The organism is Bifidobacterium reuteri DSM 23975, from assembly GCF_000741695.1.
Classification (GTDB): domain Bacteria; phylum Actinomycetota; class Actinomycetes; order Actinomycetales; family Bifidobacteriaceae; genus Bifidobacterium; species Bifidobacterium reuteri.
In genome coordinates, this window is the sequence record NZ_JGZK01000001.1 from 220,060 (window position 1) to 236,159 (window position 16,100).

The window sequence follows — 16,100 nt, forward strand, 5'->3', positions numbered from 1 at the left end:
GCATGGCTTGATGAGACATGGCTGGGTAAAACTTGGCGCGACGGCCGCCGCTGCATTGGCTCTGGTGCTGCCATTGGCCGCATGCGAAGGGCAGCTGCCGACCGCTGAAGCGCCTGCCGCCTCGCAACCTTCGCCTGACCTGACCGAGGCGCAGGAGAAGAAGATCCGGACCAAGATTCTTGAGACATTGGATGAGGCCGACGCGGCGAAGTCCGCAGATGGCTACAAGGCGGTGATGGCTGGCCCGCAACTGGAGATCCGTGCCAGTCAGGTGACCATCGCACAGAAGAGCGGCAGCATGAACAAATATGCGACCATCCCCAAGGATGTGTCGCAGGTCGTGATTCCCACCGATGACGGCTGGCCGCGTTCGGTGTTCACCATCACCACGACCACCGAAGACCAGCAGTCACAGCGTCTGCTGGTGCTCAACCAGAACAGCGCGCGTGAGAACTACAAGCTGGTTGCCATGGCGCGTCTGTTCGATGGCGTGAGCATGCCGAAGTTCGAGATTCCCACGCACGGTTCGCAGATGGGCACCGCCAAGGACACCGGTCTGGTGGCCACGCCGACCGATGCGCTCACCCAGTATGCCGACGTGCTGCAGAACGGCTCCAGCAGCCAGTACGCCTCGACGTTCACCGACGATATGCTCCGCCAGCGTATCGCATCATTGACCAGCACGGTTCAGGAAGGCATCGCACGAAACAACGGTACGCAGCAGCAGACGTTCACCGCAGTGCCGGACCAGATGTGGGTGATGCGCACCGCCGACGGCGGCGATCTGGTGGTCGGACGCATCGATTCGACATGGACCCGCCAGGCAGGCGACGGCCGAGAATCCCAGCCCGCGTCCGACGATGAGAGAATCCTCTACAATTCCGACCATTACACCAGCATCATGAAGGTCACCTATGTGAACGTGGTGGCGCTGTACGTTCCGCAGTCCGGCGACGGTGCTCAGATCACCGCGGTCGGTGCCGATCGGCAGCCGGTCAAGGTGGAGGCGCTGTGACGCGTTCGGCGTGTCCGCCTATCGCTGAGCAAGGGCAATGAAGCGCGGTTCTTTCGATGCTGGAACTACAATCGGTTCCAGCATCGTTTTGTTATGCGCAGGCATGTGTGGCCATGCGCGATTACATGTGGAGGCATGGTATGGCTGATCAGCAGTTCAATCCGGGAGTATCTCTGGCGGGTGCGGTCGATTTGGAGGCTCTGAAGCATCAGGTCAAGGCTGAGCCTGGTCAGGCCGGGGGAGCTCCGGCTGCAGGCGCTTATGTGATCGACACCACGGAGAATACATTCCAGGCGATGGTGCAGACCTCCGCCACGTTCCCGATTTTGCTGCTGCTATGGATTCCGACCGATGACCGCCTCTTCCCGATGGCGCGTGCGCTGGGCGACGCAGTCAACGCACTGAACGGCAAGATCCAGCTGTCCCGTATCGATATCTCCACCAACGCCTCGATCGCCCAGGCGCTTCAGGTGCAGGGTGCGCCTGCGCTGTTCGCGCTGATCGGCGGCCGTCCGATGCCATTGCTGCAGGGGCTGCCCGGCGATGATGAGCTCAAGCAGCTGTGCGATGAGGTCATCCCGAAGATCATCCAGGCCGCCGCCCAGGCTGGGGTCAGCGGTACCGCTCCGTATTCCGGTGACCCTGATTCCGATGCGGCCAAGAGCGCTGCGGCATCCGGCACCGATGCGGCAGCGCAGGTACCGCCCGAGCATGCCGAGGCGCATCGCCTTGCAGAGGAGGGTGATTACGCCGGTGCTGCGGCCGAATACGAGCATGTGCTGGAAATGAACCCGGGCGATGCGCTCGCCGCCCGCGAGCGCGCCAAGGCGCTGCTGCTGGCACGCTCCGGTCAGGCGAATGTGCGGGAGGTCCGCGCCGCCGCGGCTGCTGCTCCCGATGACGTGGAGGCGCAACTGGCCGTGGCCGATATCGATATGATCGGCGGGCAGATTCAGGATGCGTTTGATCGACTGCTGGACTATCTGGCCGCCGGCCACAAGGAAGACATCGAGCCGGTGCGCAAGCGTCTGCTGGAGTATTTCGCCATTCCGGAGCCTACTGATCCGCGCCTGGCGCGCGCACGCCGGCGCCTCGCCACGCTGATGTACTGAGCGGTACTGAGTTGTACTGAAGCGGTACTGAAGCGGTACTGAAGCGGTACTGACTCTGGTCGGGACAGGGTGCTGACTTTGGTCGTGGCGGAGCGGATTACGCCATTCTGTTCGTTCCGAAATACTGCTGGAAATGCGGGCCGCTTGTGGCGAGTTCGGCCTCGAAATCGCCGGCCCATTCGCCGAACGGGCGCGCGGCCAGCCCGTCATTGTTGAACCTGGCCTGATCGGTGATTTCGGTGATGCAGAACTTCGGGATGGTGAGGTTCGTCACCGGACTTGAACGTTCCGCCTCGGCGACGATCAGCGGAGCATTGCCGCCACCGAATACATCGATGCTCCAGCCGTCTTCCGCGATCCACGCGGAATAACGGTTTTTGATGATGATGACTCCGCCGCGTTTGACCAGTTCCGCGGCGATGCGTGTATCGATCTCCCGCTCCACTTCGTACCGTGTGCCTCCCACGGAGGGGCCCTTGACCGTGACATAGGCTTCGGTGAAGCGCTCGCGATGCTGGTCCAGCACCTCCATCGGATTGACGTCCGCGGTCATCGGCACACGCAATGTGTGCGAAGTCAAACGGATGCGTAGCGCGTAATTGTCGGCGTGCACGTAATAGCTCTGGATGATGAGGGTCGGCGCGTCGCCGTCATCGTATTCCGCAGGGAATTCGCGGCAGAAAAAGCGGCGCTCGTATTCGAAGTCATCTGTAAGTTCCGACATAACCCCATTGTAGGGCGTACTACGGGGCGACGAACTGCCGATGCCGGGCATGTGCCGTATTCGTGCCGGGGATGGTGTACAGTGGAGAAATTGTTTGGGTCCGTAGCTCAGTGGATAGAGCGTCTGTCTCCGGAACAGAAGGTCGAGGGTTCGATTCCCTTTGGGCCCACCAGAATAGCCGTATTCCGGGCATTGCAATCGCCCGGATACCGCAAGCCGCTAGACTGCGACGTAATCGGCAACAAGCCGGTGGAGGCATATTGATGCGCGCGTGGTCGGCATTTTTTCGTGACACGAAGGTGTGCGCATCACATCATGGAAGGACATTGATGATGAGTGAGAAGATGGAAGCGGTCGCTACTTCTGAAGCGCCGGCGGCGCTGGGCGCATACAGCCAGGCGGTGAAGGCCAACGGGTTCGTGTTCGTCTCCGGCCAGCTGGGCATCGACCCGGCCACCGGCGAACTGGCCGGTGAAACCGCCGGTGAGCAGGCTGCGCAGGCATTGAAGAACATCAAGTGCATTCTGGACACCGCAGGCACCGGCATTGAGCATGTCGTGCGCGCCACCATCTACCTGAAGAACGTCGAGGACTTCAAGGAGGTGGACGCCCGCTACGCCGAGGTGTTCATCGGCTCCGTGAAGCCCGCCCGCGTGGCCTTTGGCGGCAACGACATCCCCAAGGGCGCTCTGGTTGAGATCGATGCCATCGCCGTGCTCTGATTTGGGGCCGTTGCGGCCGTGCTGCGCGTGGATGCTGTGGGCGCCGTTGCAGATTGCGTAAGCGCCACTATGTACGGACACATACGACTTTGGCGGGAATTATTTGCGCTGGACAGCAGTGAGTGCAAATAATTCCCACCCAAGCCGTTTATTTCGGGAAATCGTTGCGCTGATGGTTGATGAGCGCAAGTAATTCCCGCGTGCGCCGGAAACAGGGGTGTGCAGACGGCCGAACGGATTGTCCGCGCAACGATTAACGATGTGCGCCGATTCGGCAGGGGAACGTGCAACAATAGTGGTCATGGCATCCAAAGGAAAACCGTCACCGCGTTCGGCCGTGAGCCCGCTCAGTGACGCGCAGGTCGCGACACTCGGCCAGCGGCATCAACTTGTAGACCCCATGCACGATTTCCCCACCGGTCCGGGGCGCAAGGCCAAACTCGACGAAATCAACGCGCAGAATCCCAAGGCCACCAAGCGTCTGCTCACCGGAGTGGATGTGGTGTTCCGCGCCAGCTGCAAGACGCGCGCATGGGGGCTGGAGCAGGTGCCCGAAGATGGGCCGTTCATCACCGCAGCCAGCCATATAACCATGTTCGACGTGTTCGTGCCGATGGCGAGTCTATTCCACATGGGTCGTCGCCCGCGATACATGGCCAAGGCGGAGATGGCGAAGTGGCCGTTAATTGGCAAATGGTTCCAATTGGTCGGCATGCAGCCGGTGCAACGACATTCCGGCAAGGCCAAGCAGATTGAGGAGACGTCCATTGACATTCTTACTTCCGGTCGTCCGTTGACGGTCTGGCCGGAGGGCACGGTGACCCGTGACCCGAAGAAATGGGTGATGAGCATCAAGGAAGGCGTGGGGTATATCGCTTTGGAATCCTCGCGCAGACTCGGGCATCAGGTCCCGTTGTATCCCGCAGTGACGTGGGGTGCGGCATCCATCAACCATTGGTGGCCGTGGCCGCGCAAGAATGTGGTCATGTGCTATGACCATGCGCTTGACTATGCCGATTTGCTCGAGGATATGGACTCTTGGGGCGAAGAGCCGCCAGCCGAATTGGTGGACGAACTGATGTGGCGCGTGCTCAAGCGCATGAATACTGTATTGTCCGAGATTCGTGGCGAACAGTTCCCCGCTGAAGGCTACTGGGACTATCGGAGCATGTCCCGCAAGCCGTGGCCTGAAGCTGGTGGCCCTTTCCCGGCGCAGTAAGCGACAAGCAAAGGAGTCAATATCATGGGTAAGAACATAACCGTACTAGGTGCAGGAGCATGGGGCGGAGCCGTTAGGTAGACAGTCCGGTGGACTGTCTATAGGCGACGCCTGAGCGAGGCGATAGCCGAGTGAGGGTAGGAATATAGCACCCCATGCGACAGACGAAGGAGTAAAACATCATGGGTAACAATATAACCGTACTTGGTGCAGGAGCATGGGGTACCACCTTCGGCCAGGTTCTGGCGGATGCCGGCAACGCCGTGACCATGTGGGCGATCGAACCGGAGATCGTGGAGGGCATCCGTGACCACCACCGCAACGCGGTTCGTCTGCCTGTCGTGGAACAGCTGCCGGACAACATGACCGCGACCGGCGATCGTGCCGATGCCGTCAAGGACGCCGACATCGTGGTGGTGGCCATCGCCGCGCAGTTCGCGCGTGTGGCGCTCGCCGAGTTCAAGGATCTGATTCCCGAGGACGCCATTGTGGTGAGCCTGATGAAGGGCATCGAACGCAACACCAACAAGCGCATGGATGAAGTGGTGCGTGAGACGCTCGATCTGCCGGCAGAACGGTTCGCCGCCATTTCCGGCCCGAACCTGTCCAAGGAGATCGCATTGCGCAACCCTGCCGCCACCGTGGTGGGTTGCGCGGATATCGAGAATGCGCGCAAGGTCGCTGAAGCCTGCACCACGGCTTATTTCAAGCCATTCGTCACCACTGATGTGATCGGTCTGGAGATGTGCGGCAGCCTGAAGAATGTGACTGCGCTCGCCGTGGGTATGGCGCGCGGTGCCGGATACGGCGAGAACACGGCCGCCATGATCGAGACCCGTGGCCTTGCCGAGCTGACCGCGTTGGGCGCGGCCGCAGGCGCCGATCCGAAGACCTTCGCCGGTCTCGCCGGTGTGGGTGATCTGATTGCCACCTGTGGTTCGCCCCTTTCCCGCAATTACACGTTCGGCTCGAACCTCGGCAAAGGCCTGAGCGTGGAGGAGGCCACCAAGGTGAGCAATGGTGTGGCCGAAGGCGTACCTACCACCGATGCGTGGTGGCGTTGGGCAAGCAGCTGGGTGTGCCGACCCCGTTGGCGTATCAGATGAGCCGCGTGCTCAACGAAGGCATTTCTTGCGCTGAAATGCTGGCCGGATTGTTTGGTAGTGAGGTCACGGCCGAGTAGGCTACCTATAGGTTGATGCCGTTAGGGCGGATTCCGGTTGCCGTCGGCAAGGCTTCGACGGCGGTCGGGTTCCGGCTGCATGGCATCCACAGGTTTGATTCGACTGCCGAGGCGGTTGCGCATGCTGAAAGCCGCGGCGGTATTGCAAAGGATGGTTATGGCCAAGAAGCGTATTGTGGTTCTCTACGGCGGACGTGCAGACGAGCATTCGATTTCATGCATCTCCACGGCCGGAGTGCTCAATGCATTGGACACTGAACGTTTTGAACCGATTCCGGTCGGCATCACCAAGGACGGCACGTGGATCGTCAACGGTGAGGATCCACGCGGTTGGGCGCTTGACGGCGGTGAGCTGCCGACCGTGAAGGTCACGTCGGAATCCCGCCCGGTGCTGATTGACCCGTCTCGTGGCAAGGATGGTTTCTTCGCAGGCGAACCGGAGCATCTGAGTGGTGCGCAAAGTGGCGACGCCGGCTTCGGCACCGGTTTCGTCAGTCTGAATGATCCTGAGGAGCATCATGTGCTGACTTCGCTCGGCCATGTGGATGCGGTATTGCCGGTGCTGCACGGTCCCTATGGCGAAGACGGCACGGTGCAAGGCCTGCTGGAGATGATGGGTGTGCCGTATGTGGGTTGCGGCGTGTTCGCTTCGGCGGCCTGCATGGATAAGCACTACACCAAGATCGTGCTCAACGCCGCCGGCATCCCCACCGCGCCCGGCATCATGGTGGATGCGCGCAATTTCACTGCGGCGGATGTGCTCGCCCAGGTCGAGGCCGCGGATCTCGCGTACCCGCTGTTCGTCAAGCCCTCCCGCGCTGGCTCCAGCTTCGGCGTGACCAAGGTCGAGCAGGCGGAGGACTCCGAGACGCAGCAGGACCTCTTGGCCGCAGCCGTCGCCACGGCCGGTGAGCATGACTGGAAGGTGCTGATCGAACAGGGAATCGACGGCCGCGAGGTCGAATGTGCGGTGCTGTGCCCGAAGGCCGGCGAGGAGCCGGAGGCCAGCTGGCCGGGCGAGATCGTGCTTGATCATCAGGACGATGACCAGTTCTACGATTTCGACTCCAAGTACATGGATGCCTCCGCAAGCCATGTCGAGGTGCCCGCCAACCTGCCGGTCAGCGTGCTTGAGGATGTGCGCGATGTGGCCCGCCGCGCCTTCAAGGCCGTGGACGGTGCCGGTCTGAGCCGTGTGGACACGTTCGTGACGGCCGACGGCACGGTGATGGTCAACGAGATCAACACGATGCCTGGTTTCACGCCGATCTCCATGTATCCCAAGGCCTGGGAGGCCACCGGTGTGAACTACACCGAGCTCATCACCCGCCTCATCGAAGGCGTGCTGCGGTAGTCCTTGCCAATCCCCGTGGCCTGTCCTCGTCGTTGTCTGATCGTCGGATTATCTGCGCAGTTGGATTGCTGATGGACTGCTGATGGGATGGTCACGTTACACCGAATGCCAAATCAAAGGAGTCTGACTATGATTCTGGTCACTACCACGCCGTCCGTGGACGGATATGTCATCACCAATTACCAAGGCATTGTGTTCGGCGAGGTGGTTGCCGGCGTGAACATGTTCAAGGACATCGGCGCGGGATTCCGCAACATGTTCGGTGGACGTAGTCAGGGTTATGAGGAGGAGTTGACCAACGCCCGCAACGAGGCGATTGCGGAGATGCAGCAGCGTGCTGAGGCGTTGGGTGCGCATGCGGTGGTCGGTGTGGATGTCGATTACGAGGTGCTTGGTACGGACGGCTCCATGTTGATGGTCACCGCTTCCGGCACCGCTGTGCAGCTCTCGCGCAGGGGGTGAAGCGGCAGTCCGCGACAGTCTGTCTGGATTCGCCGCGGCATCCGTCGGTGATTCTCCGGGGAGTCGCTAAGTCCCGCCGAGGCTTGTTGCGGCATTCGTAGGCAATTCTCCGGCGATCCGCTAAGTCCCACCCCGTCGAGACACTGTGTGGGGCTTTGTCGTGGTGGCTCGTATTCGGTTTGCTTGCCATTGCATGATGCGCACGAGCCGTGGCGACTGAGGCGGTCCGTCGGGCGACCTGTCTGGGGACAAGCCTTGCCGGGGCAAAACCTCGGTCGTGGTGGGTTTCTGCCCCGCTGACGGGTTGTGAGTGGGCTGTGAGCGGGGTGTTTCCTTTACACGGCCGAGGTTTTGCTTCGCTGAGGGGTGACTGGCGGAGCTTTTTCTCTGTCGGTCCGTGGTTTTGCTTCGCTGGCGGGCTGTGAGCGGGGTGTGGTCCCGGTTGGCCCGAGGATTTGCCTCGCTGGCGTGTTGCGGGTGAGGCGGGATGCCGGTCGGCTTAAGGTTTTGCTTCGCTGACGGGCTGTGAGTGGGTGGAATGTCGGCTGGGTCGAGGTTTTGCTCCGCTGAGAGATGGCTGGCGGAGCTTTTTCTCTGCCGGCCCAAGGTTCTGCCCCGCTGACGAGCCATGAGCGGGGCGGATGTGTGATTGGCCCGAGGTTTTGCTTCGCTGGCAGGCTGTGAGCGGGGTGTTTCCTTGGTGGAGTCGTGGATTTGCTTCGCTGAGAGGCGGTGAGCGGGGCGGATTATGGGTTGGTCCGAGGTTTTGCTCCGCTGACGGGCTGTGAGTGAGGTGGGTCATCGGTCAATCCGAGGTTTTGCTTCGCTTGGGGATGATTGGTGGGGTTGTTTCTCGGTTGGCTAGAGGTTTTGCTCCGCTGGCGGGTTGTGAGCGGGGTGAATTACAGGTAGAGCCGAGTATATGCCTCGCTGGTGGGCGGTAGGAGGGGTGTTTCCTTGACGCGGCCGAGGTTTTGCTTCGCTTGGGGATGATTGGCGGGGTTATTTCTTGATTGGCCCAAGGTTTTGCCTCGCTGGCGGGCTGTGAGTGGGGTGTAGTCCCGGTTGGTCCGAGGTTTTGCTTCGCTGAGGGATGATTGGTGGGGTTGTTTCTCGCTTGGCTAGAGGTTTTGCCTCGATAGTGACCTGTGATCAGAAGTGACCAGAAGTCCGTTGACGAATGACTGACTCTCAGACCCTCTTCACGTGCCAGCTCGTCCTGTAATGACGGACACGCTATGCGCGCGGCCCGTTGGTTTGCCTGTCGTCGCGCGTTGCCTGCAAGCAGCTCTGTTGTCTGCTTCGCGGCAACGCTTCGACAAGAAGGCACAGCATAATCAACGAGTTTCTGACGCAGGAGAGCCGGATACCAGAGAGAGTTGTAGAGAGAGTCGCTGTAATACCCAGCAATATTGACGCATCATCGTCGAGCGTCACTAATTCACTTGTAGTTTCCTTTTATTCAGCATCCGTACCGCAAACGGCGAACACCGTTCACTTTCACGCCAGTGTCGGGACAGATAAGCCTCATACCTTCTTGCCTTGGAATTATGGGCCGCGCGAATACAGCGCGAATCGATGCCCCGACTCCCAGGGTTCGGCCCCGCTGACCGGATCTGGATGTGCGTTGAGAAAAAGGAACATCATGAAGAACCTGCGTAAGATTGCGGCTGGCGCCATCGCCGCCGTGCTGGCGTTCTCGATGGCCGCCTGCGGCTCGTCGACCGCCTCCAACAGCTCTGACTCCGCTTCCACCGGCAAGTCCGTGAAGGTCAACGAGAAGTCCGCCAAGGCCACCTCCCTTGCCGACTTCGGCACTATGGACGACCTCGTCAAGGCCGCCGAAGAGGAAGGCGCCCTGAACGTCATCGCTCTGCCTCACGACTGGTCCAACTACGGCGAGGTCATCGAGACCTTCAAGAAGAAGTACCCGAAGATCAAGGTCACCGAGCTCAACCCGAACGCTTCCTCCAAGGAAGAGCTGGACGCCGCCAAGACCAACAAGGGCACCGACGCCGCTCCGGACGTCTTCGATGTCGGCCAGCAGATCGCCGCCACCTCCACCGATGCCTTCGCCCCGTACAAGGTGCAGGCCTGGGACAAGATCCCGGATGAGAACAAGGACGCCAACGGCGCCTACTACGCCGACTACACCGGCATCATGTCCATCGGCTGGAACAAGGACAAGTACGGCGACATCTCCAAGCTCGAGGACCTGCTCGACCCGAAGTTCGCCGGCACCGTGGCCCTCAACGGCAAGCCCGCCGAGGCTGGCGCCGCCTTCAACGGCTACCTGATGATCAACCAGCTGGCTGGCGGCGACATCAACAACCTGCAGCCCGGCCTCGACTTCTTCAAGAAGCTCAAGGACGCCGGCAACCTGACCACCGTTGACGTGACCAACGGCACCATCGACTCCGGCCAGACCGGTGTGGTCATGGACTGGACCTACAACCAGGCCTCCTACAAGAAGGAACTGAAGTCCAAGGGCGTGAACTGGGAGTACAAGACCTTCCCGAAGGCCCAGGTCGTCAGCTACTACAACCAGGCCATCAACGTGGACGCCCCGCACCCGGCCGCCGCCCGCCTCTGGGAGGAGTACCTGTACTCCGCCGAAGCCCAGAACCTGTGGTTCAAGGGTGGTGCCAACCCGGTCCTGCTCTCCTCCATGAAGGAAGACGGCACCGTGGATCAGGACACCCTGAAGGACGCCATCACCATCGAGGGCAAGCCGGTCTCCTACACCAACGATGACGCCACCCGCATCACCGAGTGGCTCCAGAACAACTGGGACAAGACGATCGGCAACTGAGCCGGACGCCCACGCTCAAGCCAATCAAAGGTAATTCAAGGTAATCACCTATGACTGCTGCAATCGCACAGAACGGACCTGCCGCCGCCAAGGTGGCGGGTCCGTCCGCTAACTCCAGCTCTTCCACGCTGGCGCGCCATCGTCAGGAACTCGGCACTTTCGCCGTCACCCTGCCGTTCTTCGCCTACACCGCGTGCTTCCTGCTCGCGCCGACCGTGATCGTGGTGATCGGTGCGTTCCAGACCCGTGACGGTGGATTCACGCTCGCCAACTTCAACAAGCTGTTCGAGCCCAACACGCTGTCCGCGTTCGTCACCTCCATCCTCGTGTCCATCGCGTCCTCGGTGATTGGCACCGTGGTCGGTGGCCTCGCCTCATACGCGCTGGTCATCGGAGCCAAGCCGAACGGTTTGATGCGTCGACTGGTTTCCGCCATCTCCTCCGTGCTCGCCCAGTTCGGTGGCGTGATGCTCGCCTTCGCGTTCATCGCCACCATCGGCATCAACGGTATCGGCACCATGCTCATCAAGACCCTGACCGGTTTCACCGTGAACCCGAACTGGCTGAGCTCGCTGCCCGGCCTCGTGACCGTGTACTGCTACTTCCAGATCCCGCTGATGATCATCATCTTCCTGCCGGCAGTCGATTCGATCCGCCCGCAGTGGCGTGAGGCGTGCGAATCCCTGGGCGGCAACACATTCCAGTACTGGACGCGTGTGGCGCTGCCGATTCTGGCGCCTCGCTTCATCTCCGCGTTCCTGCTGCTGTTCGCGTCCGCGTTCTCCGCATACGCTACCGCAGCCGCACTGTTCTCCCAGCGTTCGATTCTGGTTCCGCTGATGATCCAGGGCGCCATGCGCAATGAGATGGATCCGAATCAGCAGGGCTTCGCCCAGGTGCTGGCGTTTGCAATGATCATCGTCGTGGCCATCGTCATGCTGTTGAGCCACGCTGTGGAAAAGAGGGCCGGACGTTGGCAGTGAATGAAACCTCCGCTACCGTGGCTACCGTGGCAGCCAAGTCCGCCATGGCCGGCGAAACCGGTACCAAGCCGCCGCAGCTGCGCGCAGCTCGCATCCGCAAGCAGAGCATCATCAAATTCGTGATTCTGTTCATCACGCTGGCGTTCCTGTTCGTGCCGCTGATAGCCATGCTGGTCTTCACGTTGCGCCACCCGTTGTCCGGTCGCTGGTCCGCCGCCCCGTGGATTGCGATTTTCACCGGCAACGGCGAATCGCTTGGAGCCGATCTGACGGTTCTGTGGCAAGGCATCGGCACCTCGCTCGCCCTGTGCGCGGTCACCGTGGTGATTATGCTGCTGCTGATGGTGCCGACCATGGTCATTGTGCATATTCGCTCCAAGGCTCTGGAACGCGCGATTGAATGGGTGGCGACGCTGCCGCTGACCATTCCGGCCATTGTGCTCGTGGTGGGCCTGGGCCCGATTTATCGTTGGCTGTCCGCCGACGTGTTGAGCACCAACCCTATCTGGCTGTGCTTCGCCTACGTGATTCTGGTCATGCCGTTCGCCTTCCGCGCCATCGCCGTGGGACTCAACTCCATCGACGTCAAGACGCTGGTTGAGGCTTCGCGTTCGCTGGGCGCATCCTGGCCGAAGGTGTTCTTCCGCGTGATCATCCCGAACCTGTGGCAGTCGATTCTGTCCGCATCGTTCATCTCCATCGCTGTGGTTCTGGGCGAATACACCGTCGCCTCGCTGCTCGGCCGCATGAACCTGCAGGTCGCGCTGTACCAGCTCGGCCAGTCCAATTCTCAGATCTCCACCGCCATGTCGCTGCTTGCTTTGCTGTTCGGCGTGGTGCTGCTTGTTGCGCTCGACCTGATCTCCGATGCGATGCGCAAGACAAGGGAAGGTAAGTAATCCATCATGACTCTCGACAGCACAACCGCCACTTCCGCGCCGGTCTCCCCGGCAGCCGAGGAGGAGGCGTTCAAGAACGATCCCACCGCCACCCTCGAAGGCGTGCGCGGCAAGGATGTGACCAAGGCCGCCAAGGCCCTGCTCAAGGATTCCGCCAAGCGAGGCGGTGGCTCCATCCAGATGCAGGATGTCGTCAAGATCTATCCGGGCTCCACCAAGCGTGCCCTCGACGATTTCAACCTGGACATCAAGCCCGGCGAAATGGTCGTACTGCTCGGCGGCTCCGGCTGCGGCAAGTCCACGGCACTGCGTTCCCTGGCTGGCCTCGAAGACATTCAGGGCGGCCGCATCATGGTCGGCGGTCAGGACGTGACCGGTGTGCCGGTCAACAAGCGTGAGATGGCCATGGTGTTCCAGGCCTACTCCCTCTTCCCGCATATGACCGCGCTCGAGAACGTGGAATTCGGTCTTGAAGTGCGTGGCGTCAGCAAGGAAGAACGTCGCAAGATCGCGATGGAGCAGCTTGACCTGGTGGGTCTTGCCGATCAGGCCAAGAAGTACACCCAGCAGATGTCCGGTGGCCAGCAGCAGCGTGTGGCCTTGGCGCGTGCGTTGGCCGTCAAGCCACGTGTGCTTCTGCTCGACGAGCCGCTTTCCGCGTTGGACGCCAAGGTCCGTGTGCAGCTTCGCGACCAGATTCGCCGCATCCAGCTGAGCACCGGCACCACCACCGTGTTCGTGACCCACGATCAGGAGGAGGCGCTCGCCGTTGCCGACCGCATCGGTGTGATGAACAATGGCAAGATCGAGCAGATCGCCGCCCCGCAGGACCTGTACCAGCGTCCGGCCACCGAATATGTGGCCACCTTCATCGGTCTGACGAACCGTCTGCCCGGTGCCTCCAATGGCGAGGAGGCCGTGGTGTTCGGCCAGCGTATGCCGCTGCTGGCCGGTTCCGCCGCCGGTGATGCGGTCGCCGTGCTGGTGCGCCCGGAAAACCTTGCGTTGAGCCTGCCCGGGCAGCATGATTCCAACATCGGCGAGCATGCCCGTGTCGAAGTGATCCACTTCCTCGGCTCGCTGGTGCGTGTGGACACGGTGATCACCTCCGGTGAATTCCAGCGCTGGAACAAGGGCGAACAGCTCAAGGTCACCGTGCAGTTGCCCGCCAACGAGTTGCCCGCTGGTCTGGCCGCCGGCGACGAAGTCATCGTGACGCCTCGCCCTGTGGCGGCACTGGCCTGCTGAGCGTTCGTCTGACGTCTGTATTGTCTATCGGGGGATCGTGCGATTATGCGCGATCCCCCGTTTGCTTCTGTTCCGACTCGTTGCAGAATCACCCTCAGGGATGAGTATGCATCTGGCATCGGTACCGTATTCTGGAACATGACAGGCATACACAATCGGTGCTGTCAGACCAATGATGATGGGGGAATGCACATGAACGAGACAACGCCGTCCGCTCCGGAAGCTCCGCAGCAGCAGGACAACGCTCAGCCATCGCAACCTGTGATACAGCCCGATATGGCACAGCCCAATATGACACAGTCCAATATGACACAGTCCAATCCGTCGCCGTCCAATGATGCGCCGCAGCCTGATGCGTCATCGAGCGCACAGCAACCTCAGCCGATGCCCGCACTCCAGCAGCCCTCGAGGGATTGGTGGTTCGTCGCCTATCGACGATTCACGCTGATCGGCGCCGCGCTTGCCGTCATGATCGCGTTGTGGATCGGAGGCAATATTCTGGCGAGCGGGGCTGCGCATCAATTCTTCGGAGGCAATCAGCCGACATGGATGTCATTGCTGACCTCTTCCGGCCCCATGTATCTGATCGCCATACCGTTGAGCATGCTGATCTTCACGTTGGTGCCCGCCGTCAAGACGCGTCAATACACGTTGAAGGGCGGCGAGTTCGCTCAGCTGCTGATCATGTGCGTGCCGGTGATGGTAGCCGGCAATCTCATCGGACAGCTGATGGCTGCGGTCGTTTCCCAAGGGCAGGCAAGCGACCGTGTCCAGCAACTGCTGGTTGGAGGCGATGTATGGGCTGTCGCGTTGTTCGCTGGTGTGTTCGCACCGATATTCGAGGAGTGGATCTTCCGCAAGGAGATCATCTCCCGTCTGCGCCGATACGGTGAGAAAACCGCCATCGTGTTCTCCGCCTTGGCATTCGCCCTGTTCCACCTGAACATATACCAATTCTTCTATGCCTTCGGTCTGGGACTCATCCTCGGATATGTCTACACGCGCACCTCACGCCTGTGGTATGTCATCGTCATGCACATGTCCATCAATCTCCTCGGTGGAGTAGTCGGGCCTGCGGTGATACGCCTGATTGATCCGAGGATCCTGAACGGTACGTTGAGTGAAAGCGAAATAGCGCGCATGGCAGCCAGCGGGCAGCTCAATGGCCTCGCTGTTGTGTCTCTGTATTACTTGGCGATGCTCGCCTTGTGCGTCGCGGGAATCGTGCTGCTGGTGCGCTGGCGCAACCGTTGGGAGTTCTATACCGCGCCCGAGGAATTGCCGGCCGGTCTCAAGATTCGTACTGCCTACGCGAACCCCGGCGTCATCGTCTATGTGCTGCTGACGCTGGCGCTGACCTTCTGGATGCTATTGCAATGACTGAGATCGCGGTGATGCCGTAATGACGATTGTGGGCGATGCCGGACTTCGGCATCGCCCACAATCGTTTTCGGATCTCTGCTGAACGCTGTCATTCCTGCGCGTTGTAGGATGAACCGCCGTTCTCCACCAAATAGTGAGGGTCTCCCTCCGCAATAGCGCGCGCAGCCTTGTCGCGGATGGTGGACAACAGCACGCCCGGGCGTGCGAACAGCAGTACCTGACCTGTTCTGCCGTATGGCGAGAATCCGGTAAACTTCACGAGCGGCGATTGTGATTCCAACTCAAGGTCGGCGGTTGCGGCGGTGACGCGGGCGAGGATGTCGCGGCTCACCTCATCCGGGTCGCAGGATGCCTTGGCGGTGAACTCCAGCGTGATCATGCTTTCGCTCACAGGGCTGAGCTTGGTCAGAGCCGCTGTATTCAATACCGAATTAGGGATGATCATGAAGTCGCCGCCACGTGTGCGCACCGTAGTGTGACGCCATGTGATGTCATGCACGGTGCCGGTCACGCCTTGCACGGTGACCAGGTCGCCCGGTTGGATGACGCGGCCGAGCATCAGCCCGAATCCACCGATCACATTGGCAATCGTATCCTTCAGACCAAGAGAGAGGGCGACGCCGCCGACGCCAAGAGCGGTGACCAGCGTGGTCGGATTGATGCCGAACACCGGTTGCAGCACCATGGCGATGGCGGCCACCCATATCAGCACACGTGCGAGATTGATGAAGATCGATGCGCTGGGAATCTGGGATTTGTCAAGAGCTTTCCTCAGAAGCCGGCTCAATATACGGTCGGCGACCAACGCCAGCACCGTCATCAATACCAGCCAGATCAGTCGGCCCATATTCATCTGGAACCATTGTTCAATGCCGCTCATAGTCACGTTGTTTGTCATACTGCCACTGTATCGGGCTTATTGGGGGAAGCTGTGGAGACTGCGGGAAACGCGCTGGAAGTTGCCGGTGCGTTGGTCAGATGCGG

Annotated in this window: 13 protein-coding genes, 1 tRNA gene and 1 pseudogene; 13 read left to right on the forward strand and 2 right to left on the reverse strand. The window is 60.8% G+C overall.

Going from position 1 to position 16,100, the window contains the following annotated elements:
• Positions 1-10 precede the first annotated feature (10 nt).
• Together BREU_RS00810 and BREU_RS00815 are read left to right on the forward strand one after the other, a co-directional pair.
• Positions 11-1,015, forward strand: a complete 1,005-nt coding sequence (locus BREU_RS00810) for a hypothetical protein (protein ID WP_044089425.1) — start codon at positions 11-13, stop codon at positions 1,013-1,015.
• A gap of 140 nt (positions 1,016-1,155) precedes the next feature.
• The gene (locus BREU_RS00815) at positions 1,156-2,127 is read left to right on the forward strand and encodes a tetratricopeptide repeat protein (protein WP_044089395.1); all 972 of its coding nucleotides are present in this window, start codon (positions 1,156-1,158) and stop codon (positions 2,125-2,127) included.
• Between the two features lie 97 nt (positions 2,128-2,224).
• Here the strand turns inward: BREU_RS00815 and BREU_RS00820 are convergent, their stop codons facing one another.
• On the reverse strand, positions 2,225-2,851 hold the full coding sequence (locus tag BREU_RS00820; protein ID WP_044089396.1) for a CYTH domain-containing protein: 627 nt from the start codon (positions 2,849-2,851) through the stop codon (positions 2,225-2,227).
• Between the two features lie 96 nt (positions 2,852-2,947).
• Between BREU_RS00820 and BREU_RS00825 the strand changes: the two genes are divergently transcribed.
• The 11 genes and pseudogenes from BREU_RS00825 (at position 2,948) to BREU_RS00875 (ending at position 15,113) form a co-directional block, all read left to right on the forward strand.
• A tRNA-Arg gene (locus BREU_RS00825) sits at positions 2,948-3,023 on the forward strand.
• Between the two features lie 157 nt (positions 3,024-3,180).
• Positions 3,181-3,573, forward strand: coding sequence for a Rid family detoxifying hydrolase (locus tag BREU_RS00830; protein ID WP_161788301.1), 393 nt, complete (start codon positions 3,181-3,183; stop codon positions 3,571-3,573).
• A 301-nt stretch (positions 3,574-3,874) separates the two neighbouring features.
• On the forward strand, positions 3,875-4,792 hold the full coding sequence (locus tag BREU_RS00835) for a lysophospholipid acyltransferase family protein (RefSeq protein ID WP_044089397.1): 918 nt from the start codon (positions 3,875-3,877) through the stop codon (positions 4,790-4,792).
• Positions 4,793-4,974: 182 nt separating this feature from the next.
• Positions 4,975-5,975, forward strand: a pseudogene (locus BREU_RS00840) (NAD(P)H-dependent glycerol-3-phosphate dehydrogenase).
• 157 nt (positions 5,976-6,132) lie between these two features.
• Positions 6,133-7,329: a D-alanine--D-alanine ligase family protein gene (locus BREU_RS00845; protein WP_044089399.1), complete on the forward strand. Its 1,197-nt coding sequence runs from the start codon at positions 6,133-6,135 to the stop codon at positions 7,327-7,329.
• Positions 7,330-7,458: 129 nt separating this feature from the next.
• Positions 7,459-7,791 carry a putative heavy metal-binding protein gene (locus BREU_RS00850; protein ID WP_044089400.1) on the forward strand — a complete coding sequence of 111 codons (333 nt, stop codon included), beginning with the start codon at positions 7,459-7,461 and terminating at the stop codon, positions 7,789-7,791.
• A gap of 1,645 nt (positions 7,792-9,436) precedes the next feature.
• Complete coding sequence (locus BREU_RS00855; protein WP_044089401.1) at positions 9,437-10,603, forward strand: ABC transporter substrate-binding protein; 1,167 nt, start codon at positions 9,437-9,439, stop codon at positions 10,601-10,603.
• Positions 10,604-10,653: 50 nt separating this feature from the next.
• Entirely contained in the window at positions 10,654-11,586 is a 933-nt protein-coding gene (locus tag BREU_RS00860) for an ABC transporter permease (RefSeq protein WP_044089402.1), read from the forward strand.
• A 44-nt stretch (positions 11,587-11,630) separates the two neighbouring features.
• Positions 11,631-12,485 (forward strand): ABC transporter permease, encoded by an 855-nt coding sequence (locus tag BREU_RS00865; protein WP_044089427.1) that lies wholly within the window; start codon positions 11,631-11,633, stop codon positions 12,483-12,485.
• Positions 12,486-12,491: 6 nt separating this feature from the next.
• Positions 12,492-13,733 (forward strand): ABC transporter ATP-binding protein, encoded by a 1,242-nt coding sequence (locus BREU_RS00870; protein WP_044089403.1) that lies wholly within the window; start codon positions 12,492-12,494, stop codon positions 13,731-13,733.
• 306 nt (positions 13,734-14,039) lie between these two features.
• On the forward strand, positions 14,040-15,113 hold the full coding sequence (locus BREU_RS00875; RefSeq protein WP_081886478.1) for a CPBP family intramembrane glutamic endopeptidase: 1,074 nt from the start codon (positions 14,040-14,042) through the stop codon (positions 15,111-15,113).
• 91 nt (positions 15,114-15,204) lie between these two features.
• Here the strand turns inward: BREU_RS00875 and BREU_RS00880 are convergent, their stop codons facing one another.
• Entirely contained in the window at positions 15,205-15,996 is a 792-nt protein-coding gene (locus BREU_RS00880; RefSeq protein ID WP_044089430.1) for a mechanosensitive ion channel family protein, read from the reverse strand.
• Between the last annotated feature and the right edge of the window lie 104 nt (positions 15,997-16,100).

Bases quoted from the DNA above. Each gene is read 5' to 3' on its own strand.
- BREU_RS00810 (WP_044089425.1), top strand. From the start codon at position 11: ATGAGACATGGCTGGGTAAAACTTGGCGCGACGGCCGCCGCTGCATTG.
- BREU_RS00875 (WP_081886478.1), top strand. From the start codon at position 14,040: ATGACACAGTCCAATCCGTCGCCGTCCAATGATGCGCCGCAGCCTGAT.
- BREU_RS00850 (WP_044089400.1), top strand. From the start codon at position 7,459: ATGATTCTGGTCACTACCACGCCGTCCGTGGACGGATATGTCATCACC.
- BREU_RS00865 (WP_044089427.1), top strand. From the start codon at position 11,631: ATGGCCGGCGAAACCGGTACCAAGCCGCCGCAGCTGCGCGCAGCTCGC.
- BREU_RS00855 (WP_044089401.1), top strand. From the start codon at position 9,437: ATGAAGAACCTGCGTAAGATTGCGGCTGGCGCCATCGCCGCCGTGCTG.
- BREU_RS00870 (WP_044089403.1), top strand. From the start codon at position 12,492: ATGACTCTCGACAGCACAACCGCCACTTCCGCGCCGGTCTCCCCGGCA.
- BREU_RS00845 (WP_044089399.1), top strand. From the start codon at position 6,133: ATGGCCAAGAAGCGTATTGTGGTTCTCTACGGCGGACGTGCAGACGAG.
- BREU_RS00880 (WP_044089430.1), bottom strand. From the start codon at position 15,996: ATGAGCGGCATTGAACAATGGTTCCAGATGAATATGGGCCGACTGATC.
- BREU_RS00815 (WP_044089395.1), top strand. From the start codon at position 1,156: ATGGCTGATCAGCAGTTCAATCCGGGAGTATCTCTGGCGGGTGCGGTC.
- BREU_RS00860 (WP_044089402.1), top strand. From the start codon at position 10,654: ATGACTGCTGCAATCGCACAGAACGGACCTGCCGCCGCCAAGGTGGCG.
- BREU_RS00830 (WP_161788301.1), top strand. From the start codon at position 3,181: ATGATGAGTGAGAAGATGGAAGCGGTCGCTACTTCTGAAGCGCCGGCG.
- BREU_RS00820 (WP_044089396.1), bottom strand. From the start codon at position 2,851: ATGTCGGAACTTACAGATGACTTCGAATACGAGCGCCGCTTTTTCTGC.
- BREU_RS00835 (WP_044089397.1), top strand. From the start codon at position 3,875: ATGGCATCCAAAGGAAAACCGTCACCGCGTTCGGCCGTGAGCCCGCTC.